General features: G+C 49.8%; 27 protein-coding genes. 12 read left to right on the forward strand and 15 right to left on the reverse strand.

The window, feature by feature from the left end:
• The first annotated feature begins 60 nt into the window (after positions 1-60).
• The 3 genes from AC3WTJ_RS16015 (at position 61) to AC3WTJ_RS16025 (ending at position 1,105) form a co-directional block, all read left to right on the forward strand.
• Positions 61-393, forward strand: a complete 333-nt coding sequence (locus tag AC3WTJ_RS16015) for a hypothetical protein (protein WP_492522604.1) — start codon at positions 61-63, stop codon at positions 391-393.
• A 181-nt stretch (positions 394-574) separates the two neighbouring features.
• Complete coding sequence (locus AC3WTJ_RS16020; protein ID WP_157317981.1) at positions 575-817, forward strand: spore germination protein; 243 nt, start codon at positions 575-577, stop codon at positions 815-817.
• 18 nt (positions 818-835) lie between these two features.
• The gene (locus AC3WTJ_RS16025; RefSeq protein ID WP_492522605.1) at positions 836-1,105 is read left to right on the forward strand and encodes a hypothetical protein; all 270 of its coding nucleotides are present in this window, start codon (positions 836-838) and stop codon (positions 1,103-1,105) included.
• A gap of 20 nt (positions 1,106-1,125) precedes the next feature.
• Here the strand turns inward: AC3WTJ_RS16025 and AC3WTJ_RS16030 are convergent, their stop codons facing one another.
• The 8 genes from AC3WTJ_RS16030 to AC3WTJ_RS16065 form a co-directional block, all read right to left on the reverse strand.
• Positions 1,126-1,473 carry a hypothetical protein gene (locus tag AC3WTJ_RS16030; protein WP_246069154.1) on the reverse strand — a complete coding sequence of 116 codons (348 nt, stop codon included), beginning with the start codon at positions 1,471-1,473 and terminating at the stop codon, positions 1,126-1,128.
• A 12-nt stretch (positions 1,474-1,485) separates the two neighbouring features.
• Positions 1,486-2,019: a hypothetical protein gene (locus tag AC3WTJ_RS16035; RefSeq protein WP_492522606.1), complete on the reverse strand. Its 534-nt coding sequence runs from the start codon at positions 2,017-2,019 to the stop codon at positions 1,486-1,488.
• Between the two features lie 9 nt (positions 2,020-2,028).
• A complete protein-coding gene (locus tag AC3WTJ_RS16040) occupies positions 2,029-2,247 on the reverse strand; it encodes a hypothetical protein (RefSeq protein ID WP_157317985.1) in 219 nt (72 codons plus the stop codon).
• A 165-nt stretch (positions 2,248-2,412) separates the two neighbouring features.
• On the reverse strand, positions 2,413-2,856 hold the full coding sequence (locus tag AC3WTJ_RS16045) for an Hsp20/alpha crystallin family protein (RefSeq protein ID WP_157317986.1): 444 nt from the start codon (positions 2,854-2,856) through the stop codon (positions 2,413-2,415).
• A 103-nt stretch (positions 2,857-2,959) separates the two neighbouring features.
• Positions 2,960-3,250 carry an alpha/beta-type small acid-soluble spore protein gene (locus AC3WTJ_RS16050; protein WP_127455491.1) on the reverse strand — a complete coding sequence of 97 codons (291 nt, stop codon included), beginning with the start codon at positions 3,248-3,250 and terminating at the stop codon, positions 2,960-2,962.
• A 20-nt stretch (positions 3,251-3,270) separates the two neighbouring features.
• A complete protein-coding gene (locus AC3WTJ_RS16055) occupies positions 3,271-3,699 on the reverse strand; it encodes a GtrA family protein (protein WP_492522607.1) in 429 nt (142 codons plus the stop codon).
• 25 nt (positions 3,700-3,724) lie between these two features.
• Positions 3,725-4,750, reverse strand: coding sequence for a glycosyltransferase family 2 protein (locus AC3WTJ_RS16060; RefSeq protein ID WP_492522608.1), 1,026 nt, complete (start codon positions 4,748-4,750; stop codon positions 3,725-3,727).
• A gap of 352 nt (positions 4,751-5,102) precedes the next feature.
• Complete coding sequence (locus AC3WTJ_RS16065; RefSeq protein WP_492522609.1) at positions 5,103-5,708, reverse strand: DUF2087 domain-containing protein; 606 nt, start codon at positions 5,706-5,708, stop codon at positions 5,103-5,105.
• Positions 5,709-5,893: 185 nt separating this feature from the next.
• On the opposite strand from AC3WTJ_RS16065, the gene AC3WTJ_RS16070 reads away from it, so the two are divergent.
• Together AC3WTJ_RS16070 and AC3WTJ_RS16075 are read left to right on the forward strand one after the other, a co-directional pair.
• On the forward strand, positions 5,894-6,532 hold the full coding sequence (locus AC3WTJ_RS16070; protein WP_492522610.1) for a futalosine hydrolase: 639 nt from the start codon (positions 5,894-5,896) through the stop codon (positions 6,530-6,532).
• Position 6,533: 1 nt separating this feature from the next.
• Positions 6,534-7,373 (forward strand): 1,4-dihydroxy-6-naphtoate synthase, encoded by an 840-nt coding sequence (locus AC3WTJ_RS16075; RefSeq protein ID WP_407869394.1) that lies wholly within the window; start codon positions 6,534-6,536, stop codon positions 7,371-7,373.
• A gap of 339 nt (positions 7,374-7,712) precedes the next feature.
• Here the strand turns inward: AC3WTJ_RS16075 and AC3WTJ_RS16080 are convergent, their stop codons facing one another.
• Both AC3WTJ_RS16080 and AC3WTJ_RS16085 read right to left on the reverse strand, forming a co-directional pair.
• Positions 7,713-8,669, reverse strand: a complete 957-nt coding sequence (locus tag AC3WTJ_RS16080; protein WP_492522611.1) for a D-2-hydroxyacid dehydrogenase — start codon at positions 8,667-8,669, stop codon at positions 7,713-7,715.
• A 20-nt stretch (positions 8,670-8,689) separates the two neighbouring features.
• Positions 8,690-9,700 carry an RluA family pseudouridine synthase gene (locus tag AC3WTJ_RS16085; RefSeq protein ID WP_492522612.1) on the reverse strand — a complete coding sequence of 337 codons (1,011 nt, stop codon included), beginning with the start codon at positions 9,698-9,700 and terminating at the stop codon, positions 8,690-8,692.
• Between the two features lie 224 nt (positions 9,701-9,924).
• On the opposite strand from AC3WTJ_RS16085, the gene AC3WTJ_RS16090 reads away from it, so the two are divergent.
• Both AC3WTJ_RS16090 and AC3WTJ_RS16095 read left to right on the forward strand, forming a co-directional pair.
• Entirely contained in the window at positions 9,925-10,896 is a 972-nt protein-coding gene (locus tag AC3WTJ_RS16090) for a hypothetical protein (RefSeq protein WP_492522613.1), read from the forward strand.
• 152 nt (positions 10,897-11,048) lie between these two features.
• Positions 11,049-12,536: an alpha/beta fold hydrolase gene (locus AC3WTJ_RS16095; protein WP_492522614.1), complete on the forward strand. Its 1,488-nt coding sequence runs from the start codon at positions 11,049-11,051 to the stop codon at positions 12,534-12,536.
• Positions 12,537-12,569: 33 nt separating this feature from the next.
• Here AC3WTJ_RS16095 and AC3WTJ_RS16100 read toward each other — a convergent pair whose 3' ends face one another.
• On the reverse strand, positions 12,570-13,598 hold the full coding sequence (locus AC3WTJ_RS16100; protein ID WP_492522615.1) for a LacI family DNA-binding transcriptional regulator: 1,029 nt from the start codon (positions 13,596-13,598) through the stop codon (positions 12,570-12,572).
• Positions 13,599-13,744: 146 nt separating this feature from the next.
• Here AC3WTJ_RS16100 and AC3WTJ_RS16105 point away from each other — a divergent pair, with 146 nt between their 5' ends.
• The 5 genes from AC3WTJ_RS16105 (at position 13,745) to AC3WTJ_RS16125 (ending at position 19,645) form a co-directional block, all read left to right on the forward strand.
• Positions 13,745-15,088, forward strand: coding sequence for an FAD-dependent oxidoreductase (locus tag AC3WTJ_RS16105; RefSeq protein WP_492522616.1), 1,344 nt, complete (start codon positions 13,745-13,747; stop codon positions 15,086-15,088).
• 297 nt (positions 15,089-15,385) lie between these two features.
• Entirely contained in the window at positions 15,386-15,610 is a 225-nt protein-coding gene (locus tag AC3WTJ_RS16110; protein WP_492522617.1) for a hypothetical protein, read from the forward strand.
• 102 nt (positions 15,611-15,712) lie between these two features.
• Entirely contained in the window at positions 15,713-17,476 is a 1,764-nt protein-coding gene (locus AC3WTJ_RS16115) for a B12-binding domain-containing radical SAM protein (RefSeq protein ID WP_492522618.1), read from the forward strand.
• A gap of 150 nt (positions 17,477-17,626) precedes the next feature.
• Positions 17,627-18,049 (forward strand): pyridoxamine 5'-phosphate oxidase family protein, encoded by a 423-nt coding sequence (locus AC3WTJ_RS16120; RefSeq protein ID WP_492522619.1) that lies wholly within the window; start codon positions 17,627-17,629, stop codon positions 18,047-18,049.
• A 96-nt stretch (positions 18,050-18,145) separates the two neighbouring features.
• Complete coding sequence (locus AC3WTJ_RS16125) at positions 18,146-19,645, forward strand: IMP dehydrogenase (RefSeq protein WP_315953928.1); 1,500 nt, start codon at positions 18,146-18,148, stop codon at positions 19,643-19,645.
• A 92-nt stretch (positions 19,646-19,737) separates the two neighbouring features.
• On the opposite strand, the gene AC3WTJ_RS16130 is transcribed toward AC3WTJ_RS16125, so the two are convergent.
• From AC3WTJ_RS16130 to mnmL, 4 genes are all read right to left on the reverse strand, one after another.
• Positions 19,738-20,703, reverse strand: coding sequence for a type I phosphomannose isomerase catalytic subunit (locus AC3WTJ_RS16130; RefSeq protein WP_492522620.1), 966 nt, complete (start codon positions 20,701-20,703; stop codon positions 19,738-19,740).
• An 80-nt stretch (positions 20,704-20,783) separates the two neighbouring features.
• Complete coding sequence (mnmM, locus tag AC3WTJ_RS16135) at positions 20,784-21,362, reverse strand: tRNA 5-(aminomethyl)-2-thiouridylate-methyltransferase MnmM (protein WP_492522621.1); 579 nt, start codon at positions 21,360-21,362, stop codon at positions 20,784-20,786.
• 40 nt (positions 21,363-21,402) lie between these two features.
• The gene (locus tag AC3WTJ_RS16140) at positions 21,403-22,023 is read right to left on the reverse strand and encodes a c-type cytochrome (RefSeq protein ID WP_492522622.1); all 621 of its coding nucleotides are present in this window, start codon (positions 22,021-22,023) and stop codon (positions 21,403-21,405) included.
• 78 nt (positions 22,024-22,101) lie between these two features.
• Positions 22,102-23,076 (reverse strand): tRNA modification radical SAM protein MnmL/YtqA, encoded by a 975-nt coding sequence (gene mnmL / locus AC3WTJ_RS16145; protein ID WP_407869381.1) that lies wholly within the window; start codon positions 23,074-23,076, stop codon positions 22,102-22,104.
• Positions 23,077-23,167 lie beyond the last annotated feature (91 nt).

A 23,167-nucleotide genomic window follows, 5' to 3' on the forward strand; every position in this document is an offset into this window, starting at 1 on the left:
TACACAGGAGTACACTGTAGAGCAATGTATCCCTGGTGGCTAAAAGGAGGTGGACGTTTCGTGGCATCCCAAATTCGTAAAGAAGACGTTCGTAAATTGGTCGGCAAGCAAATTGTGGCTATTAAGAAAGACGGAACAAGCGTGTCCGGTAAATTGGTAAGAATCAGTGGAAACACGTTAATCGTAGCTCCACAAAAAGGTAAAACAGTTCAAGTTAAAGCGATTATCCCTTTGGTACTGTTTGATCTGTTAGCAATTGGTACTTCACCTTTTGCATTCGGTGGTTTCGGTGGTGGCTTTGGCCCAGGCTTCGGCTTTGGAGGCTTTGGCCCTGGCTTTGGCTTTGGTGGGTTTGGCCCTGGCTTTGGCCCAGGCTTCGGTGGCTTCTGGTAGTAAGGTAAAAGGTGAGGGCTGTGCCAAAATGGTGCAGCCCTTTTTGTGTATATCAAGATCGAGTGGACTCCTGGCACTTACGACCTTCTGGTTATTCGTACACCAATTGGTTGACGAATGAATAGGCTAGCATACAGGATTTATTCCATAGCCTTGTCAACCCATGATAGGAGTGAGCACTATGCCGAGTTCCATCGTTTTTAACATGATCAATATCAACAATCAGAATACAAATGCCACCATCGGGATCGGTGAGAATGCACAGTCGAGCTGGGATTCCCACAGTAAGAACAATTACGGAACCGGTGAATTCATCGGCAATTCGATATCCGCCAACATCGTGAATTTGATTTTTGATAATGACTTTATTGATGCTCCAATTAATGATCAGGATTTCAAACCGGCTGTCACGAATCAAGCCTAATCGAGTGAGGTGAGTCGCATGCAGAGAGCAGCTCTTTCGGCCATTCCCCTAGATCCGCCGCTCATTCAGTTTGACGCCATTCATGTGAATGCGATATCGGATGCTTCCGGCATTTTTATTGGGACTAATACACAAGTGTATTGGACAACAAGCGGCAAAGCGAATTCCGGCTTAGGCGAAGTAAGCGGCGAAAACAATTATGTCGTGAATAATATTAACACGGTTCATGATAATGATATTATCGACGCGCCTTATACCAAAGGAGATCTCGTTATTGGCCGGGTCTAAAAGGCAGCTTCCATTCACCTTTAGTCAGGCGTTTGTGTCGTGCTGATGACTTCTTCCGGCTTCTTGGCTCCTGGCGTTGGGGTAAAGCCGGAGGCTTCCGCCTGCGCAGTAATCATCTCCTGAAGCCAATCAGGCGTTTCATTATCGCCGACATTGAGCATGTCGAGGAAGTCGGAGTCATTGAGCATGGAGCGTGTTCCGACTAACTGGTTGTTGTCGCCTTCCACAGCGCCAAAACCTTGTACAGTCTTCTGGTTGCTTTGAAAATCGGTTGGCCAATTGTTGCCCATATTGATACAGGATGCACTTTCAACCGATCCGATTCGGATCGAGCCGATGATAAACGTCGGGGACATAAAGGAGGACAAAGGCGAAACACCTCATTTCGTTTTGGAGTGTGGTGTGTACTTGTAGCCTGTGGCGGTACGCTCTGTCGTTGACGCCGCGCCGTCGCTGCTCGGCTCCGCTGAAGCGGGTGACGGTCCCTTAGCAGGGGGAGGGGTTGGCCTTGAAGCGCCAGCGGGCGGCTCTTTTGTCACTTGAGCACGTGTCATTGCCTCATCGTGAGGGCCTTTTTTCTCATTGGGTTTAGCCCTGAAGTTGTTACCCAGATTTAAGGAGCCGCTCAGTTCCTTGATATCCAAGTGATCCAAACGAAAGGTTAGATTTTCTAAGACAGGCTGATGAACATGCAGAGCATCTATATGAATCTGCGGATGCTTGGCGGTCAGGTTGGATAACTCTTCTTCTAGTTTCTTCAGGCGCTTTTCTAATTGTTGAACAGTAAGGGAAGACGTAGTAGCAGTGGGCTCAGATCTAGCGTGTAAGGTCGCTCCGATTGTTGAAGGCGGTGGCGACACCTCTCTGGCTCCTGGTGGTTTGGGAGGCGGCGTTTTTTTCTTACGAAACCACATGGTTGATTCTCAGCTCTTTCGGATAAAAGGTTGGAAATCAATGCGGTCCCCATCGCTAACGACATGGTTGCCGCCGATTACAACATTGCCCTCGCCACTCACTTCTCCGAGTCCTTGATTGGTCTTTACGGAGTGCCGCCTGCCGACGATTCGATTCGTCCCCTTGTTCACACTGGATGATGCCGCGAGGCTGTCGATATGAATTGATTGAAATTGGATGCGTACCACAATAATCCCCTCCATATCCGCTTTTCCGAATGTTCTCTTTTTCATTATATGGGGACAAACGAAGATTCATTTCTCTTTTCCAAAAATCCCAAAACAAATAACGCTCAACCTCGATCTTATTGCGGGCAGGTGACAGCGTCTCCGGCGGCATAAGGCGGTTGAACGTTATGTGAACTGAATAGGAATAACCTTTTCCCCATCGGGTGGCGCCAAGGGAATGCGGATAATGAGCAGACCGTTATGATACTGCGCCCGCATTTGTTCGGTCAGAGCTCTTCCGGGTAAGCGAATGGTTCGCTCAAAAGCTCCGAAGAAACGCTCGGACAGCCTCATCTGCTCATCAAGCACCTGATAAGGCCGGACCAGATGTCCCCGGATTAACAACGATTGATCGCGAAAAGATAGTTGAATCTGCTCGGGGGCGGATAACCCGGGAACCTCTGCGACAACGACAAGCTCTTGCGGTGTTTCATACATATCGATTCTTGGCCCGGTTAACGGGATGATACTGGCAATGTCCTGCCAGAATTCAGGGCCCAGCACATCGCCGGCTTGCGCCGTGAGCCCTTTCCAATCGGGCTTTGGCGGACGGTTGCCTGGAGGATTCATCGACCATCATCACCTGACTTTTGCATAGAAAATAGCGCTGCAAGCAGCTTGCTATTAGTTTATGTGCAGCCGCGGCGGATTATGGCATCTCTTGGGAAGCGGATCAATGCGGAGGTCGCTGCTCCGCCAATTTCTGCTGCGCCATGCGCACGAGTTCCTTGACCATCGCCCCGCCGATAGGACCGCCAACCTTGCCCGCGTCTTCGGAGCTTAATTGGCCGTTGTACCCTTGCTGAAGGGGAACACCCAGTGTTCGGGCGACCTCATATTTGACCAAATCAGGCCGCTCTGGATTTACATTGTATCCTTGATTTCTCATGACTTGAGCTTTAAGAATTCCGAGTCCATGTTCGGATCCGGGCACGATGGCCCGGTTGCTTCTTCTACGTGCCATTAGGCATCACCTCTTGGTGATTAGGATACCCCACGGCTGGTGGGACCATTAGCCCGAAATGTAAAATATTTATGCCCCAAATAATTCCCAATGGTGTACAAGCCATTTCCAACCAAAATAGCGCCATTGTGCAGCCAATCCGCCCGCAACTCAGGCCACAGTACGCCTGCGGCTTCAGCCAAAAGCAGACTGCAGCTATAAGACAAGCCATAACAGCTTAAAATAACGATCGCAAATTTCCACCAACTGCTGCCCACACTGGCCTTAGAGCGGAAGGTAAACGTGCGGTTTAGCGTGTAGCTGACGATTGCGCCAAGCGTATTGCCAGCGAAGGTTGAGAGCCAATAGTTCAGATGCAGCATATTGAAAAAAACGAAACTGGCGGAAAGGCCAACCAGCGTATTGAACACGCCGACAAGTAAAAATCGTAGAAAACTTCCTGATAACAATGACAATAATCGTTGTTGTATCATGTTATCGGCGGTTTGAAGCAGCCGGGATGGATGAAGGGGTTACAGGCAACTCCTCTTGTTCCTGAGCATCCTGAGCGCTCCCATTCAATACTTTTTCAATGACAAAAAGCGGCCTTTGCTTCACTTCTTTATAAATTTTTCCTATGTATTCGCCAATTAAACCAAGCGCCAGCAGTTGCACACCGCCAATGAACCAAACCGATAAAACCAGTGAAGTCCAGCCTGTCACATTGGCACCCAGCAGTTTGCCGACAATAGCATAGAGGGCGGCAACGACACTAAGAAGAAACAGGACGAATCCCATTAATGTAACGAAACGGATCGGAGTTACGCTGAAAGACGTGATGCCGTCGAAAGCGAAGGCAAGCATCTTGCGCAGCGGATATTTGGATTCTCCAGCGAAACGTTCTTTCCGAGTGTAATACACTTGCGTGGACGGGAAACCAAGCAGCGGCACCATGCCGCGCAAGAATAAATTAACCTCTTGGAATTTCTCCAAATTATCGAGAGTACGCTTGCTCATTAAGCGAAAATCCGCATGATTATAATGTATTTTTACCCCAAGGGAAGTCATTAGCTTATAAAAACCTTGCGCGGTTGCCCGTTTGAAAAAGGTATCTGCAGACCGGTCCTGCCGGATTCCGTAGACGATATCGAAGCCCTCGCGGAATTTGAGGACGAACTCTCTGATCACATCCGTGTCATCCTGCAGATCCGCGTCAATGGATACGACACAATCGGAATAAGATTTGGCGTGCATGAGACCGGAAAGCAAGGCGCTTTGATGTCCCGCGTTTCGAGCCAGTTTTAGCCCGGTAACAAAGGTGTTTGAGGCGTGAAAGCGTTCGATCAGCGACCACGTTGCGTCTTTGCTGCCATCATCAACCAAGAGCATGGTGCTTGTGCTTGCGACCAGTTGATCGGTAATGAGGGCGTCGATGACACCGCTAAGCCGGAATACCGTTTCCGGAAGAACTTCCTCTTCGTTATAACAAGGGACCACAATGGTTAAAATCGGAGTAGCCACAATACCTCGTCTCCATCCTGAATAGGTCATATATGTAGAGAATGATACAGGCTTTCATTATAACGTAAAAGCTCATAAAAAAGTAAGCGGCCAAGACGAATTCATCGTCCCAGCCGCTTGTAATCGTTATTACCAACCAAATCCGAAGGTACTTAAAACGATAACCAAGAGGATGAATAAAACGAGGACTACAGCAGCTCCATTATAGGTTGTTCCGCATCCACAACTCATGTCTATCCCTCCCTTCACAAAATTACTATATGTCATTCATCTAGATGATGCATGGATGAATGTCCATAGTGATTCATTTTATTTGGGGATGTATCCGCTTGACGTTGTGATGCGAGGCTGATCACGATAAAGTTTCCCATTTGGCCCACATTTCGGGCGGATTCAGCTCATAAACTTCGTTTTCCCGGAACATAAACTGATGCATGATAAACTCCCGGCGTATGGTTGCAAAATCGGGATGATAGTGTTTAATCCACTCATTCAGCTCTTTCTCCGTATAGGTGCGCCCCTTTTCGAGCTGGTCAATGAGGTGTCCCAGAACGATCAGCTTCTTTTTAAGCTGAGCAGGGATATGCTTTAGCTTGCCGTCCTGTGTGAAAAAGTTGCGAATGATGGACGGCTTCAGGTTCTGACGGGTGTCTTCGGTCTGCATGGTTGCGGATTCTCCTTTCTGATTTTTGAAAATGAGATCGGCTGTCGCGCTGGCGTTGCTGCGGATAAAATACTCATTTAACGCGAAATAAATCGTATTCTTGTCTCGGCGTTCGTGAATGAGGCTGGCTTCACGGAGCTTAGCGGCATGATGCGTAATTGTAGCGGGCGTAACGCCTAGTTTCTCCGCAAGCACTTGACCGTTTAGTTCTCCGTCTCTCAACAAAATGAGCATGCGAATACGCGTCGCGTCAGACAGCGCTTTATGGTAGGTGATAATTTTATCTAACTGCATGGCGAGGCACCTTCTTTACAAAACTAATTTGTTTTTTATCTAATTAGATATTAATTAAATTAGATTGCGAAGTCAAGACGGCGGGAGCGGAAGTGCTCAAAAGTTTCTTATTTCGTTCTAGTCATGTAAAATAATAGACAGAGTATTCATCATGGTTTTTGATTAAAAAGGGGATTGGCCTAATAATGCGTGTACTTATAATGACGGCAGTAGCGCCTGAAAGGGATGCTGTGCAGCGGGGGCTTGGCCATGACAGCAGGTTTGAATTCGCATTGGCTGGCGTAGGCCTTGCGGCAGCAGCCGTTAATGGTTCCATGGTGCTTGCCGCAGCACCGTATGATTTGGTTGTTATCGCCGGTATTGCCGGCGGATTTCCCGGAAAAGCGGAGATCGGATCGCTTGTGGTCGCGAGCGAAATCATCGCCGCGGATCTTGGGGTGGAGCTGCTGGACGGCTTCAGCTCCCTTGACGACCTCGGCTTCGGCACAACGCGCGTCAGCGTTGAGGCCGGCTTAGCCGAGCGACTGACGGCGGCGCTCACAGCCGCCGGTCTTAGCGCGCGCACAGCGCCGGTGCTCACGGTAGCGACAGCTACCGGGACGGCCGCTACCGCCGCGCAGCTTGCAGCGCGCGTGCCCGGAGCCGCCGCCGAAGCCATGGAAGGCTTCGGCATTGCCACGGCCGCTGCACGGCGCGGCGTGCCTGTGATTGAAATCCGCGCGATTTCCAACGCGGTTGGTCCGCGTGACCGCGATGCCTGGCGCATCGGCGACGCTTTACAAGCTTTAGAAGCAGCAAGTTCAGTCTTAGCGGAGGTGCTTTAAAATGAAAATTGCGTATTCACCTTGTCCCAATGATACTTTTGTGTTCCATGCTTGGGCGCACGGCTTAATCCCCGGCGCTCCGGAGCTGGATGTCTTATATGCCGACATCGACATTACGAACAAGCTGGCTGCCGACGGCACCGGACCCGACGTGCTCAAAATCTCTTACGCCGCACTCCCATGGGTGCTGAAAGAGTACGCCCTGCTGCCCTGCGGCGGCGCCTTGGGCAGAGGCTGCGGCCCGCTCGTGCTGACGCAGTCCGGCGGTACAAACCCTGACCCGGCTCAGCTAAGCGGACGCCGGGTCGCCGTGCCAAGCGAGCGCTCGACCGCGTACTTGCTGTTCCGCCTCTGGGCGGAACAGAACGTCCCCGGCGGCGTCGGCGAAATCGTGGTCATGCCGTTCCACGAGATCATGCCCGCGGTGCGGGACGGCCAGATTGATGCCGGCCTCGTGATTCATGAAGCGCGCTTTACCTACCCGTCGTACGGGTTAGCGCTTCTCAAAGATTTGGGCAGTTGGTGGGAAGAAGACACCAACTTGCCGATCCCGCTCGGCGCCATTGTAGCGCGGCGCTCGATGGATCTTGAGGCGCTTGCGGGCTGGGCCCGCGCCTCGGTGGAGTACGCGTGGGCGCATCCGGAAGCTTCGCGCGACTACGTCATGCAGCACGCGCAGGAGATGGACCCGCAGGTCGCTCAGGCGCACATCGACCTGTACGTGAATGAGTTCACCGCTAATCTTGGCGATGACGGGTATGGCGCTGTTTTGACGCTGCTTCAGCGCGCAGCAGAGGCAGGCATTGTGCCGCAGATGGATTATGCGGCACTGTTGAAGTAGGCTCTGCGCTAGCTCGCCCTGGCTATGACCTGCCTGTAGCACTAGCTGTACCAAACAGGGGAACTACAGTCCCCTATTTAGGGTAAAGCTATCTTTTCCGGCAGCAAAGGGAACTGGCGTCCGCTATTCTCCCGATTCTCGGAGTAAACCGACCGTGAGCAACGAAATAGCGCCCTATAGTTCCGCCAAATCAGCTATTCCCACAATTCACGCCAAATAGCGCCCTGTAGTTCCGTAAGGACACAAAGGTAGCGCTATTAACACAAAAGAGGACCGAATTCCCAATAAAGGCGGGAGTCTCGGTCCTCTTTTCATATCTGTTGAATCTCATTCCGCCTATCATCCAATCAAATTCTGTGGCTGCCCTTCAAGGAAGGCACGCACATTGTTAACGGCTGTCGCCATCAGCCTGGCGCGTGCTTCTCTGGTCGCCCAAGCAATATGCGGGGTGATGAGCACATTTCGCGCATGCAGCAAGGGATTATCCGGCGTTGGCGGTTCTACCGTCAAGACGTCGAGACCGGCGCCTGCCAGACGCCCTTGGTTCAAGGCCTGCGCAACATCGGCCTCATTCAGAAGACCGCCTCTAGCCGTGTTGATGAGGAAAGCCGTAGTCTTCATAAGGGCAATTCGGTCTGCATTAATAAGCTCTTTGGTCTCCGGGGTCAATGGACAGTGGAGCGAGATGACATCGGACTGCTGCAGAAGCTCGCCCAGCGAAACCCAAGTAAGACCTTCGACAGGTTCAGGTGTACGTCTACCGCTGCCTGTTGCTACTACGTTCATGCCAAAGGCCTTGGCGATGAGCGCTACTTGCTTGCCGATTTGGCCTAAGCCGATAAGGCCGATCGTTTTGCCGCTTAGCTCCGTGAGAGGAGATACCGTGTAGCAGAAGTCGATTGAGCTGGACCAGCCTCCTTTTACAACGCTATCGCTATGCTGCTGTACTCGATTGCAAAACTCCAGCAATAGAGCAAAAACCAACTGAGCAACCGATTGCGTGCCGTATGCAGGAACATTGGTCACAAGAATGTCTTGCTCCTTAGCCGCTTGTAAGTCAATGATGTTATAACCAGTCGCAAGGACGCCAATGTAGCGAAGCTTAGGAAGCTGCTGTAACGTGGCTGCGGAAAGCGGCGTCTTGTTCGTTAACACGATGTCAGCATCAGCCGCGCGATCCACAATCTGTGTTTCAGCAGTGCGTTCATAGACAATCACTTCTCCGAGAGCGTGTAAACCGTCCCAGTCCAAATCGCCGGGATTTAACGTATAACCGTCAAGCACAACAATTCGCATTTGTAGTAACTCCTACTGGCTTATTTTTTTGCGGGCAATTCCCGGAAAGGGTTCATGAACACCTTCGGAATGTTCGTTTCAAAACGCAGCAGCTCACCCGTTGTCGGATGCAAAAAGGCAAGTACGCGCGCATGAAGTCCGAGGCGGCCGATTTCTTTTGTTTTCGAACCATATTTCTTATCGCCGACGACAGGGTGTCCGATGTCCTGCATGTGGACGCGGATCTGATTCTTACGCCCGGTTTCCAGATTAACCTCAAGCAGGGAGAAGCTCCGGTTCGCTTGTAACGTCTTGTAATGCGTTACGGCGTGCTGGCCGTCATTTGGATAAGGTGTTGAGTACATTTTAAGAGACTTGGGATGCTCCTTCAGCCAGGAGGTAACGGTGCCTTCTGACTTTTTGACTAACCCTTCCACCAGGGCTACGTATGTACGCTCTTTCACACTATCCTGCCACGTGTTTTGCAGATGCTGCTGAGTTTTTTCGTTTTTGGCGAACATCATGACACCTGAAGTATCCCGGTCGAGTCTATGCACAACGAAAATCCGGGCTTTCGGATCAAGGTTACGCACATGTGCCGTCAGCTGGCGGTAGGCGGTAATTTGGTTTTCCTCCGGATTGGTTGCGATCGATAGAAGCCCGGAATCTTTTTGAATGACGATAACATCCTCATCTTCGTGCAGAATGGACATCCCGGCGAGCGGGATATTTTCTACAATCTTCTCTTTGCTGATGGTTACCGTTTGCTCAGGCTGCAGAGGGTGGTTGTAAGCGGTGACCGCTTTTCCATTCACAGAAACCTGACCGCGTGCCAGGGTGGCTTTCACGGAATTTCGGCCAACACCGGAAAGCTTTTCCAATAAAAAGGGCAGTAGTTCCGTTGTTTCCTTAACCGTATACTGGCGCGTGTTCGCCTCCGTAATGGCTTTAGTTGAAACCGGTTTATGCGTTTGGCTCTTGCTGATTTTGAGCTTGGGGTTGTGATTTTGATTTTTGCCAGGGCTTTGATGTTTGCCTTGCTTTTTTGGCATACAATGACCTCCTTTTCAATAAAAACGCACGCCGATCTAATCGTGTATGTCTAACAATATATCATGTTCACAAAAACAATAGAAACGTTAACATGGAATTTCATGTGTGTAGAAGCGGAAAACTAAGCGTCTGTAACTTTTGTGTAACCTCTGAAAGCGTATAGTTAGAACATATCAAAAGAATATTGCTCCTTACATAGATGAAAGGGCGGGTACTTTTCAAAATGGGAAAATCGTTCGATTTCTTAACGTTCCGGCAAGCACGCAGGATCTTCATGCAAGGGATTCAATTTTTGTATAGAACGAGAGCAATCACGTATGTTCGGGAGCAAACGAGCGAAACGCCGCATTTTCTTACAGAGGCAAGTCACCCTGACACTAATCAAGGCATTCTTGCGGTGACGAACCATTATATCGCATTCTTTGACCGAAATAAAAAAAAGATGGAAAGATTCCCATTGCTGCATACGACCGGCTTGGGTTTTGATACGATTGATTCTCAGCCTGTTGTCTGGATTGAGGGATCTTTTGAGCAGGGGACTGGTCGTTATTATTGGTACGTAACGAAGCAGAGACCCTTCCTAGAGGCTGTGAAGGAGCAGATGGAAAAAGGCGTTGTTGCCAAAGAAATTGCAGCCATCAAGCGGAATCAAGCAAAGCTGGACTCTTATATGGCGACTGTGAATACAAGACTAAATGAGAACCGTGAAACGATTTTGTGCAACACGAAAGCGGCGATCGACGATCATGCGGACACGCTCTTGCAGAATATGCAGGTTATGCTGGAAACCATGTGGGAGGTTTTCCTGGCGGGTGCAGCGCCACAATTGAAGATTTTGAATCCGGAAGAAATGCAGCTTTTTAGAGACAATATTATTTGTTATGCAGCAATTAAAGGTAATCGCATTGCCAAAATTGTGCTGGAGGCCAGGGGCTACAACCTGCCTACGGAAGATGTATTTATAGAAAGCGATGCTTTTATCGATGAGTACTATAACACGGTGTTACCTCCGTTTGAAGTTTTGGAGTTGGTATACGAGGATGTTCGCACTGTTTACCAAAAGTTTTTTCCCGCAACCGCTTTGCATCAAGAGCAAGTTGTCATGATTATTTCTGAGGCTGTTAATCTGGGCTACAGAGTGACTATCGCGAACGCCATGGTGATTGTGAAAACGCCACTGCGCATTGCGAATTAAATAGAAGGCTTTGGAAGGTGCACTCTGCGGATTGCGCTTTTTTTGTATGGAAGGTGGAACCTCCAAAGATTTTTGTACAGCTAGTCATATTGTTTAAATGCCCCGTTCCTTATATGATAGAACCTAACATAGAACGGAATGGTGGTGCATCGGTGTCTTTTGCGCAAGTCAATGGCGTTAGCCTTTACTACGAATTTATTACATCCACGCGCGACTCCGAAGAAACGATCGTTTTTTTTCATGGAAACGGTTTTGACTCCTCACGATGGGGACACTTGATTGACGGGTTAAAAGAGGATTATCATCTGCTGCTTGTCGATCTGCGTGGATGTGGAAAAAGTGAATCAACCTTAGGCGAGATATCATGGGACCTATTTGTCCATGATATGTATACGCTGATCAGGCACTTGAATCTGCAAAATTTTCATCTGATAGGACATAGTTTTGGAGGGTCCTTGGCCATTTTCTTCGCCATCCGGTACCCGAAGCTAGTGAAATGTCTCATCCTTATCTCGATTAACGTGCTCTTTCCAGAGACGAGTGGGAGCACTGTCATTAAGAACTATATGGATTTGATTGAAAAATACGGTATGGGTTATATGCTCCAACATTTTCTTCTCCCTTCATTAACGGTCCATCCGTTTCAACATGAGGAAGCTCAGCGTTTGTATAACATGTATATAGAAGTGCCCGTTGAAAGTTACATGAAACTATTTAAGTTGCACATCGAGCAACGGCCTGTCAGTGAATTATCCTGGATTCAAAGTCCTACGCTGCTGCTTGCTGGGGAATGTGATACAGTTTATCCTTCTTCTTTCCAAAATATGACGGCCGAGCTTATTCCGGACGCTACGTTTTATATCGTTCCCAATGCTGCGAATGCCACATTTATCGATCAGCCTGCTGTCACGGTCGAGTGGATTAAGGGTTTTATTCAAAGGAAGATGAATCGACCGGCAGAAGTGGAAGACATGGAGCCGTCGGAAATGGCAAGTTCCGTTCAACACATGTGGGATTCTTACCTGCAAACGTTGATCCCTAGCAGAAAAAATCCGGAACCCGTCATGAAAGTGGAACTTTTATTCGGATTTCGGGTGAGCGTGAACGGACAGGAAATTTTGGATGGCTGGAACAAACGTTATGCCCAAAATATCTTCGTCTATTTGGTTTTACACCCGTCTTCAACCAGAGAAGATTTGTGTGATGCGATTTTTCCAACGCTGCCATTACCTATTGCCCTGAAAAATTTAAAGGTCTATCTTAACTATTTGAAAAAGCTGCTTATCTATGATCAAGATCAAAACTCAATTTTGAAAACGGACCGTAAGCAGTTATATTTACAGTGCAAGATCGAGTGCGATCTTCTTGATTTTTTTGAACATATCAAACAGACCCTGCATTACGAGGATAACGAAGCGGAGATGTATGATCGCTGTACTAGATTGTTTCGTTTTATGCGAAATAAGGAGATTATGCCAGGTGTTTTTGACCAATGGTTCATTGAGAAGAAAGCAAGAGCAGAATTCAGGCTTGGCGTTCTTGCGGCTTGGATGTCCGGACAGGAGAAGAAGAGGGGCAATGTCATGAAAGCAGCCGAATTTAAAAAGCTTGCTAACTATTATACCAGCGAAGAAGAGTAAGAGGGAGCTTAGCCAAGCTGCCCTCTTTTTTTATTACTTATGCACAGATAGTGTGCTCCCCATGAAAAATTCCCCCTGCAGCCGCACATGTTCGAAGGGCAAATGCGGGTTGGCAATCCGCCAGAGCATCCGGTCTGCGGCACGATAGCCCGATTCCCGGATGGGCAGCTGCGGGCGCGAGCACAGCGGGAGCGTATCAGTTTGCTCGTTGAGCAGCGCGACAAATGAGCATTGCTGCGGAATTTGGACGCCCATTCGGCGCAGGGTATAGTACACCGGCACCGCCTCTTCGTCGATGCCGCAAATAACAGCCGTTGGTTTGTGCTGTTGATAGAGCAGCTCGACATCTTGCAGCCACTTGTCCGTGCCATCGCGTTTGGTGACGTGCTCCCGCGCTTCGACTGCGCAGCCGGCCTCCTTCATGGCTTCGCAAAACGCTTGCCACCGAATAACGAACCCCCGCTGATCTTGCGTATCCCCCACGTACAGAATATTCCGATGTCCCATTCGGACTAACCTGCGTACGGCCTGGAACATCGCTTCGTACACATCCCAAATGACACTATCCACTTTGGATTCCGGCGGAGGAAAATTGAGCAAAATCCGTGGCAGCGGCAGCTCCAGCAGCTTCTGCTCCAATAGATCGTGATTCATTCTCGGCGCGATGAAGATCCCTTCTGCATATAGCAACTCCTGATCTTCCGCCCAGCTTTCAAATTGTGAAGGCTTCAGCTCCGGCGGAATGAGCAGCGGCTGGACGGTATGCCCGAATTCCATGAACCGCTCATGAAGGCCTTGCAGCAGCAAGCGATTGAAATTCAAGGACATCTTATTTTGAACGAGTACAAATCTGCGCTGAACGACAGGGTACGGAGAGATATGATCGAGCTGCAGCGTTTGTTTCTGGTCCTTGGTCATATAACCAAGCTCGCGTGCAAGCTTAAATACTTCGCTTCGTGTTTGTTCAGACATGCCAGGCAGTCCACGAAGTGCCTTGGACACCGTTTGAATCGTTAAGCCAAGCTGTGCGGCGAGATCGTGGAGCGTTATTCTTTTGCGCATAAATTCCGGAGTCCCCTTGTACCAGTATGTAGTAATTTTAAACTAATTTTAAACTAAATTGAAAGTTAAATTTCAACTATACTTGGGAAAAGCGAGACAGCAGCCTGAATGCTAAGTTCTGAATTCAATACAAGGGAGAGATCGAGATGAATAAAATCATAGAAGCGGATATTGTTGTTGTTGGGGGCGGTCCGGCAGGTGTTAATGCAGCTATTGCTGCAGGGCGGAGCGGGGCTAAGACGGTTTTAATCGAAAAGTATGGGTTCATTGGCGGGATGTCAACGGCTGCGCTTGTATATCCTTGGATGACCTTTCATACGACGGAAGGCAAGCAGGTGATCAAAGGACTTGCGCAGGAGATCATCGATCGCCTTATGGCGATGAATGCTTCCCCGGGGCATCTCCGAGACACCGTTGGATTCGTGAACACCATAACGCCGTATCATCCTGAGATTTACAAAGTGCTGGCGGTGGATATGCTCAAGGAAGCGGGGGTTAAGCTGCTTTTCCACAGCTTTGTCGATCAGGTGGAGACTGCGAATAACCGTATTCAAACGGTGCAGCTTACATCCAAATCCGGGAGAATCGATGTCCGCGGCAAAGTATTTATCGACACGACGGGAGATGCCGATCTGGCTTACTTATCTGGCGCTCCGTGCCTGCAAGGCCGTGACGGGGATAAACTGACACAGCCAATGACGATGAAATTCCGTATGCGCGGCGTGGACTTGGCGGGGGTGAAGCAGTACATGATCGACCATCCGGATGAGTTTTATAAAAAAACACCGTTCTCGGAACTAGCTGAGCTGCCGTTGTCCGGTGTTCTGGGTTACTTCAAGCACTGGAAGGAAGCGAATTTGCCGATCAATCGCGATCAGGTGCTCTTCTTCACAGGGCCTGAAGAGGACGAAGTATTGGTCAATACTACGCGTGTACAAGGGCTTGACGGTACTAACGTTGAGGATTTGACCGAAGCGGAAGAGCTTGGACGCAAGCAGGTGTTGATGGTGGCGGAGTTCATGAAAAATAACTTGCCTGGCTTCGAAAAGGCATCGATCTCATCGGTCGGCGCCCAGATCGGCATTCGAGAAACGCGCCGCATCGACGGCCAGTACGCTTTGCAGGTGGACGATGTCGTGCAAGGCCGCCATTTTGAGGATGTCATCGCGCGGAGCGGGTATCCGATCGACATCCATGATCCTTCCGGCAAAGGCGTGACCGCAGCCTGGGTCAAAGGCGATGGCGCCTATGACATCCCATACCGCTGCCTGCTACCGCAAAAGATCGAAAACCTGCTCACCGCGGGACGCTGTATCTCGACGACGCATGAAGCGTTAGCCACGACGCGCTTGACTCCGAGCTGCATGGCAACGGGGCAAGCGGCTGGCTCTGCTGCCGGCCTTGCCGTGAAGCACGGCGTACTGCCGGGCGAGATTGATATTGCCGAGCTGCAGGCTTTGCTTGTGCAGGATGGTGCGCTGCTTTCGTAGTTTGTGAATGCGAATGTCAGCTGTATTCCCCAGAATAGGGGACCAGAGTTCCCCTGAGTAAGACATAAGCGGAATTCACCGCTTAATTATTGGAGTTTGTTATTGGCAGATGAGGTGAAACTCCAGTTAATGGGTTGTAAGTGGATCGGAGTCCGGCAATTAGCAGGAGTAATCGGCGTTACTCAGTGGCAGTGAAGCAAATTCCTCGCTGAGGCGACGTCTTACATCGGTATGCGCCCCCCCCGGCATAGGGAATACTTATACTTACTCAATGTGTGAGAAAAGGTGGGTTTCCCTATGCTTTTATACCAATTAACGCAGTGGTTCGAAGAACGCACATCCCTGCAGCAGGCGCTGCAAAGCAGCACGGCCGAGAGCAGCAGCGATCTGCAGCAAAGGATTCAAGACGTCGAACAGCAGCTGCAGTCTCATGCCGAAAGATGGAAAAACGCGATCCAAGAAGCCTCATATCTTCAGTTTCCCTACGAGAATCCGCAGCTGGACGATGATATGGTGCTGTAACCGTTGTGAAGCGTGCACCTTACTCTGCTTCTTTGTATTTCCTCGGTTTTCGTGTAGAATTAGAGAGTACGATAAACGAGAATAGAACGAGGTCTTTTTACAATGAAAGTACTAGTAACGACACTGAATGCCAAATTCATTCATACATCCTTGGCACTGCGCTATTTGAAAGCGTTCTGCGAGAAGGATTTTGATGTTGAGATTACCGAATATACAATCAAAGACCCAGTGATGAACGTTGTCTCCGACCTGTACCAGAAGGCGCCCGACGTGCTGGGCTTTTCCTGTTACATTTGGAACATTGAAGAGACGATTCATATTATTAAAATGATTAAGAAAATCAGGCCCGAAATCCTCATCGTGCTCGGCGGCCCAGAAGTATCTTACGATACGGACTACTGGATGGAGCGCATTCCAGAAGTTGATTTCATCGTTATGGGTGAAGGCGAAGAGACCTTCCACCAATTGTTGACGGAAATCTCAACGACGCGCAAATATCACTTCGTGTACGGGCTTGCGTACCGCAAAGGCGAAGAAGTCGTGCTTATGCCGGGCCGACCGAAGCTCAAGCTCGATGACATCCCGTCACCGCACCGATTCAAAGAAGATTTGCCGAGTTTAGCGAACCGCGTCGTCTATTTCGAAACGAGCCGCGGCTGCCCGTTCTCTTGCCAATTCTGCCTTTCCAGTATTGAAGTGGGCGTGCGATACTTTGATATGGAACGGACGAAGTCGGATCTTCTGTACTTAATCGATTCAGGAGCGAAGCTGATTAAATTCGTTGACCGGACGTTTAATATCAAAAGGGACTACGCGATGGAAATTTTCGAATTTCTGATTGCCAATCATCGCGGCGTCGTGTTCCAATTCGAAATTACGGCGGATATTATGCGGCCGGAGGTTCTCGATTACTTGGCTGAAAATGCGCCACCAGGTACGTTCCGTTTTGAAATCGGCGTACAGTCGACGAATGACACCACGAATGAGCTGGTGCAGCGCAGACAAAACTTCATGAAGCTGAGCCGAACCGTCTCCAAGGTGAAAAACAGTTTCAAAATCGATCAGCATCTCGATCTGATCGCTGGTCTTCCTGAAGAGGACTACCAATCATTCCGTAAGACGTTTAATGATGTTTTTGAGCTAGGACCGGAAGAGCTGCAGCTTGGTTTCCTCAAAATGCTGCGCGGCACCGGGATGCGCAAAGACGCGCATAAATATGGCTACGTATATATGGATCATGCGCCGTATGAGATTCTGGGCAATGACATCCTCCCGTTCACGGATCTAATTCGCATCAAGCGGGTAGAGGACGTGCTCGAGAAATATTGGAATGCTCACCGCATGGATCATACGGTTAAATATTTGATCGCTCATGAATTCGAGTCGGCCTTCGATTTCTTCCAAGAGTTCGGAGACTACTGGGAAGGCCGTGGCTGGCAGAAGATCGGGCATCAGCTCGAAGATTTGTTCACCCGCCTGCAAGAATTCCTCCTGGGGCGTGAAGCCAAGAACATGCCAGTTATCGAAGGTCTTATGAAGCTGGATTATTTCCTGGGGCATAAGTATAAGCCGCGTAAAATCTGGTGGGATTTCACATTGGAGAAATCCGAACAGAACGCGTATCTCAAGCTTCTGGCCGAGCAGCCGGGGCTGGCAAGCGGCGACTTCCATCTGCTTCGTATTAATGAAAAAGATCTCCACAAGCATGCGATGCTTGAGGTGCTGCCTTTCGCTTTGCAGACCTATCTGCAAACGGGTGAGATCGACAGCTCCAGTCAGGAGCTGCTTATCGTACACTTCCCGCCGGATGCCCAACTTCCGGCTAGCTGCTACAGTATGCCGTTGCACCAAACGGCGATTGTCTAGAAGAAAGCCCCACGCCCGTCGTCTTGATGACGGGAAGGGGCTTTTTTTCGTATAAAAACAGGCCTTTTCAGGGTAATCTAGGGGAGTTGACCCATAGGCTGCTTGCTATACTTGCTAAACTAGCACCTGATCTGAAAGGGGATTTGCTGCATGATTGAGACAAAGAATAAACTGGAAGAGCAGATTGAACAAGTTCTTGATGCCAATAAAATTTGTTCGTTTGCCACGGTTGAAGGAACGAAGCCGAAAGTTCGCTATATGGCGCTGCATCATGAAGGGCTGACCCTGTATCTAACTACGAATCGAAAGACGGATAAAGTGGACGAGGTGAAGGACAATCCTAATGTCCATATCCTGGTTGGGTATGATGGGAGGAAGTCCTCTGACATTTTGCAAATTCAAGCGACAGCGACGATAAGCAAGGATAATACGCTGCGTGAAAAGCTGTGGACAGATGAGATGGCAAAGTGGTTTGACGGTCCGCAGGATCCCAACTACGTCGTCCTCGACATCACGCCTTCGTACATGGAATATATGAACAGTGAGGCTGGAACGCAGATCTGGAAGGGGTAAATATACGTTTTCCTGAAAAAACCATTGACCACAGGTGAGGTTCAATGATACGATTGAAAAAATTTACCTATGGATCGATGAGGAGGAAATTGTAAAGTGGCTACGTATTACTTGGAACCATCCCGCACATTCAGCGAGTTTCTGTTAATTCCTAACCTGACAACAAAAGCTTGTACACCGGCGAATGTTAAGCTCAAAACACCGCTTGTCAAGTTCAATAAAGGCGAGGAGCCTGCAATCTCGCTCAATATCCCGTTTTCATCTGCTGTCATGCAAGCCGTATCCGATCATGGAATGGCTATTGCTTTGGCGCGTTGTGGCGGGATTTCATTTATTTTTGGCTCGCAGTCGATCGAAGAGGAAGCACAGATGGTACGGAAAGTGAAAGGGTATAAGGCTGGCTTCGTCGTAAGCCGCTCTAACTTGACGCCCGATCATACATTAAGCGATGTGCTGGCATTGAAAGAAGAGACGGGGCATTCCACAGTAGCGATTACGGACGACGGTACAGCGAACGGCTTGCTGCTGGGTATTGTAACAGGCCGCGATTACCGGAAAAGCCGTGATCCGCTGGATCGTCCGATTCGTGAGTTTATGACGCCTTTTGATAAACTGATTTACGGAAAATCAGGTATTACTTTGTCGGAAGCGAACAATTTAATTTGGGATCACAAGCTGAACTGTTTGCCGATCGTCGATGAGCAGTTGAAGCTAGAAACGCTTGTTTTCCGCAAAGATTACGATGAGCACAAAGAAAATCCGATGGAGCTTCTTGATGCTAACAAAAGTTATATTGTTGGTGCGGGCATCAATACCAAGGATTATAAAGAGAGAGTTCCTGCTCTTGTTGAAGCGGGAGTGGACATTCTGGTCATTGATTCCTCTGATGGCTATAGTGAATATCAGCGTGAAACGGTTCAGTACGTGAAAGAAAATTTCAACGTGAAAATCGGGGCCGGCAACGTTGTCGACCGTGAAGGCTTCCTCTACCTCGTGGAGTCCGGTGCGGATTTCGTGAAAGTAGGAATCGGCGGCGGTTCGATTTGTATCACACGGGAACAAAAGGGAATTGGCCGCGGTCAAGCTTCCGCCATCATGGAAGTCGTCGAAGCGAGAGACGAGTATTTCAGAGAAACTGGGACATATATTCCAATCTGCTCCGATGGTGGTATCGTGCATGACTACCACGTTACGCTAGCTCTAGCTATGGGCGCTGATTTCGTGATGCTCGGCAGATACTTCGCCCGTTTCGATGAGAGTCCAACCAGAAAGCTAAAAGTAGGCAACAACTTCGTGAAAGAGTATTGGGGCGAAGGCTCCAATCGTGCCCGCAACTGGCAGCGTTATGACACAGGTGGCAAAAGCAAGCTTTTATTCGAAGAGGGCGTTGATTCCTATGTCCCTTATGCGGGAAGCCTGCAAGAGAACTTGGATAAAACGCTTGGCAAAATTAAATCCACGATGTGCAACTGCGGATCGCTAACTTTGGATGAGCTGAAAAGCAAAGCGAGAATTGCGCTTGTTTCGGCAACGAGCTTAGTAGAGGGCGGCGCACATGACGTTATTTTAAAAGAAAGCTCCCTATCGGAAGAATAGGCGGCACTCCTAAATAAAAAAGCGCTCCACCACATCGCTTTGATGTCGGTTGGAGCGCTTTTTGTATGTGGCTGGTGCCCGCCCGTTAAGGATTAAGGCAAGTAGCTGCGAATCACCGTCATGTTTCCTTCTAACGCGTAGCTGCCCAGATCAGCTGGAAGCAGGAAGCAGTCGCCCGGCTTGGTGGAGATGCTGCCATCTTCCCATTGAAGCGTTCCATTTCCGTCAGCAATGACAAGAATCACGAAGCTTTCAGGTGATGTGCTAAGCTCCCACTTAGGTCCTACCAAACCTTTTTCGACGATGAAAAAAGGAGACTTGGCTAGCGTCAGCCATGTGCTCGTTTCGCTTAGGTTTGTTTTCATGCGCGTGGAGCCTGAACCTTCATAGGCAATGACGTTCAGTGAATCATCAATATGAAGATCGCGCGGTTTGCCATCCAATCCCGGACGGTTGTAGTCATACAGACGGTAAGTCGTATCGGAGTTTTGCTGAATCTCCGCCACCAATACGCCAGCGCCAAGCGCATGAACAGTACCGGCAGGGATGTAGAAGGAATCGCCGGCTTCTACAGGAACTTCCTGCAGGCAGTCCAAAATACGATTTTCGCTAATGGCTTGCGCCAAGCTTTCGCGTGTAACGCCTTCCTTCATGCCATATATAATTTTGGCGCCGGGTTTGGCGTCTAGGATGTACCACATTTCGGTTTTGCCTAGTTCTCCCGCGGCCAAATGTTCATAGTGATCATTGGGGTGAACTTGAACGGACAGATCGTCTTCACAATCCAAAAGTTTAATCAGGAGTGGAAAACGTCCGTTTTTTTCGGAAAAGCCTTTGGTGCCGAATAACGTTTTACCGTATTTTTCGCGGATTTCGTCCAACCCAAGACCTTCGAGCTCTCCGTTAATCACTTTCGTTGTTCCGTTCGGGTGATCGCCGATCATCCAGCCTTCGCCAATCGCGCCTTCCGGCAGCTGAAATCCAAACTTCTCCAGGGCTCTGCCTCCCCAGACACGTTCTTTCATTTCAGGTTGAAATTGAAGCGGGTATGATTTCACTGCTATCCCTACTTTCTCTCTATGTATTTAATAGGTAGTAAAGGAGTAAACCTACTACTCTCTAGCATTATACCATGGGTCTATCTTTTTTCTAGAGCCAAGAGATAGGGGGCATGCGCACTAGTATTCATAAATTGATAGCGCAGCACCTGATAAGCTGCGAGCGAAAGCCGCTGTGCCCAAGCTTCGACGGCTGCGGCTTCTTCAGAGCCGCCATCGTGCCCGCTATACAGCACGATGGTCACGATGCCGCCTTTGCGAAGCAGGCGGAGCGCGGCTTCCAATGCAGGAATTGTCGATTCCTGCTTCGTGATCGTTGCTGGATCGGCCCCTGGAAGGTAGCCGAGGTTGAAGGTGACCGCGGCTACTTTGCCGTGGCGGTCCTCCGGCACAGCCGTCTCCATGAGCGCATGGCTGCACAGGCTCATGTGCACAGAAGAAGATGCGTCCGGAAGTTCTTTCTCCAGACGCATCTTCGTTTGATCCAGCGCTTGCTGCTGGATGTCAAAGCCGTACACGCGGCCGCGGCGTCCCACCAGCTTCGCAAGGAAGACGGTGTCGACGCCGTTGCCGAGTGTCGCGTCAATGGCGGTATCGCCTGGTTGAACACGCTGGCCGATAAGTTGATGAGCATAACCTAAAACTGAAACAAAACCCATATGAAGAAAGCCTCCATGCTGATGTGCTGATGAGCGACAGTTATTTTTTGGCTGCCAGCCAGGTGGCCAGCGTTTCGATCTCTTCCGCCTTTAAGGCTTTCTGGAAAGGTGGCATATCGCCACTGCCCTTGATGATTTGCTGCACAATCTCATCTTTGGTTTTGCGCGAACCGACCTTCGTCAGGTTCGGCCCGAAATCTCCTTCAAGGCCAGCCCCGTGGCAGGCCATGCAGTTCTCCTTAAACAGCGCTTGCGCCTGCGCTGCTGTGGTAGTTCCGCCATCCGCAGCCTCCGGCTTCGCGGATGGCGTAGGCGCCGCGCTCGCAGGCGCGGGCGTCGGTGTAGGCACCGGCGTCGGCTTCGCCGTAGCCGACGCCACTGGCGCAGCGGTTGCTGCCGCTGCGCTGGGTGTCGCCGCCGCTGCGCTTGGCTGCGGCGTGCTGCTTGCCGCCGGCACCGGCGTCGCCGGCGCTATGGTAGCTGCCGCTGGCGTTGCCGCGGCTGTTGGTGTCGCCGCCTGCGCCGTTGGGGCAGGCGTGGCGCTTGCCGTCGCGGACGGTGACGGCGATACAGAAACCGGCGCCGATGTTTCCGGCGCCGCTCCGCATCCTGACAGGACTAGCATGAACCCCACAAAAGCTGCTCCAACCCTTTTCTTCATCGTACCCATCTCCTTTATATAAGCTCTCACTATATAATAGGAAACGGTTCAAAATCGAAATGGGTTTGATCCCAGCCGTTATTTATTTGTTGGACTTGCCATATTGCCTTTCCAATACTTGCCTTGCCATGTATTTCTTTCTGCTAATAGTTTATCGAAGCTATTTAGCACTTCCCACTTTTTAAGGCTCCACATCGGTCCTATCAGCAAATCGCGAGGAGCATCTCCGGTTAGCCGGTGAACGATCATTTCCGGTGGCAGAAATTCGAGCGTATCGACAATGAGCTTCACATACTCGTCTTTTTCAAGAAATTGGAGCAGTCCGGCTTCATATTGTTTCACCATAGGTGTTTTCCGCATTAAATGAAGCAAATGAATTTTGATGCCCTGCACATCCATTTGAGCGACAGCCCTGCCGGTGTCCAGCATCATCTCATGGGTTTCCCCAGGCAATCCGTAAATAATGTGCGCACACGTGCGGATATTATGCTTCCTGAGTTTAGCCACAGCATCCAAATAGCACTGAGTGTCATGTGCGCGGTTGATCAACTGCGACGTTGATTCATGAACGGTTTGCAAGCCCATTTCGACCCAAAGATAGGTTCGCTGGTTCAGCTCTGCCAAGTATTCAATGACATCATCCGGCAAACAATCTGGCCGCGTTGCAATGGATAAGCCAACTACGCCCGGCTGCTGAAGAATGACCTCATAATACTCGCGCAGCTGTTCCACGGGTGCATACGTATTGGTATAAGCCTGGAAGTAGCCGATATATTGGGCATCCGGCCACTTTTGATGCTGGAGATCTCTGATCTTGTTAAACTGCGTAACGAGATCGTCGCGGCGGCTTCCAGCGAAATCCCCGGAGCCTCGCGCACTGCAAAAGGTGCAGCCGCCGGTTGCAATATTGCCATCGCGATTCGGACAAGTGAAGCCTGCATCGAGCATGACTTTAAACACTTTGCCGCCGAACGCTTCGCGCATTTCATAATTCCATGTATGGAAACGTTTATCCCCCCAGAGCTGAGGCGATTCTTGTATCATTGTAGACATCAGATTAGAACCCCTTTCCTTCCACCCTATTGTAGCGAAAAATAAACATGAAAGCGACCCCTGCCTTTCCACCAACTTCCCCGATAAAAGT

Source organism: Paenibacillus sp. FW101-FHT12H11 (assembly GCF_058790355.1).

Coding starts and splice junctions, on each gene's coding strand:
- AC3WTJ_RS16105 (WP_492522616.1), top strand. CDS start 13,745: ATGAATAAAATCATAGAAGCGGATATTGTTGTTGTTGGGGGCGGTCCG.
- AC3WTJ_RS16065 (WP_492522609.1), bottom strand. CDS start 5,708: ATGCAGTTAGATAAAATTATCACCTACCATAAAGCGCTGTCTGACGCG.
- AC3WTJ_RS16045 (WP_157317986.1), bottom strand. CDS start 2,856: ATGAATCCTCCAGGCAACCGTCCGCCAAAGCCCGATTGGAAAGGGCTC.
- AC3WTJ_RS16090 (WP_492522613.1), top strand. CDS start 9,925: ATGGGAAAATCGTTCGATTTCTTAACGTTCCGGCAAGCACGCAGGATC.
- AC3WTJ_RS16075 (WP_407869394.1), top strand. CDS start 6,534: ATGAAAATTGCGTATTCACCTTGTCCCAATGATACTTTTGTGTTCCAT.
- AC3WTJ_RS16110 (WP_492522617.1), top strand. CDS start 15,386: ATGCTTTTATACCAATTAACGCAGTGGTTCGAAGAACGCACATCCCTG.
- AC3WTJ_RS16025 (WP_492522605.1), top strand. CDS start 836: ATGCAGAGAGCAGCTCTTTCGGCCATTCCCCTAGATCCGCCGCTCATT.
- mnmL (WP_407869381.1), bottom strand. CDS start 23,076: ATGTCTACAATGATACAAGAATCGCCTCAGCTCTGGGGGGATAAACGT.
- AC3WTJ_RS16020 (WP_157317981.1), top strand. CDS start 575: ATGCCGAGTTCCATCGTTTTTAACATGATCAATATCAACAATCAGAAT.
- AC3WTJ_RS16050 (WP_127455491.1), bottom strand. CDS start 3,250: ATGGCACGTAGAAGAAGCAACCGGGCCATCGTGCCCGGATCCGAACAT.
- AC3WTJ_RS16140 (WP_492522622.1), bottom strand. CDS start 22,023: ATGAAGAAAAGGGTTGGAGCAGCTTTTGTGGGGTTCATGCTAGTCCTG.
- AC3WTJ_RS16035 (WP_492522606.1), bottom strand. CDS start 2,019: ATGTGGTTTCGTAAGAAAAAAACGCCGCCTCCCAAACCACCAGGAGCC.
- AC3WTJ_RS16115 (WP_492522618.1), top strand. CDS start 15,713: ATGAAAGTACTAGTAACGACACTGAATGCCAAATTCATTCATACATCC.
- AC3WTJ_RS16070 (WP_492522610.1), top strand. CDS start 5,894: ATGCGTGTACTTATAATGACGGCAGTAGCGCCTGAAAGGGATGCTGTG.
- AC3WTJ_RS16085 (WP_492522612.1), bottom strand. CDS start 9,700: ATGCCAAAAAAGCAAGGCAAACATCAAAGCCCTGGCAAAAATCAAAAT.
- mnmM (WP_492522621.1), bottom strand. CDS start 21,362: ATGGGTTTTGTTTCAGTTTTAGGTTATGCTCATCAACTTATCGGCCAG.
- AC3WTJ_RS16100 (WP_492522615.1), bottom strand. CDS start 13,598: ATGCGCAAAAGAATAACGCTCCACGATCTCGCCGCACAGCTTGGCTTA.
- AC3WTJ_RS16120 (WP_492522619.1), top strand. CDS start 17,627: ATGATTGAGACAAAGAATAAACTGGAAGAGCAGATTGAACAAGTTCTT.
- AC3WTJ_RS16080 (WP_492522611.1), bottom strand. CDS start 8,669: ATGCGAATTGTTGTGCTTGACGGTTATACGTTAAATCCCGGCGATTTG.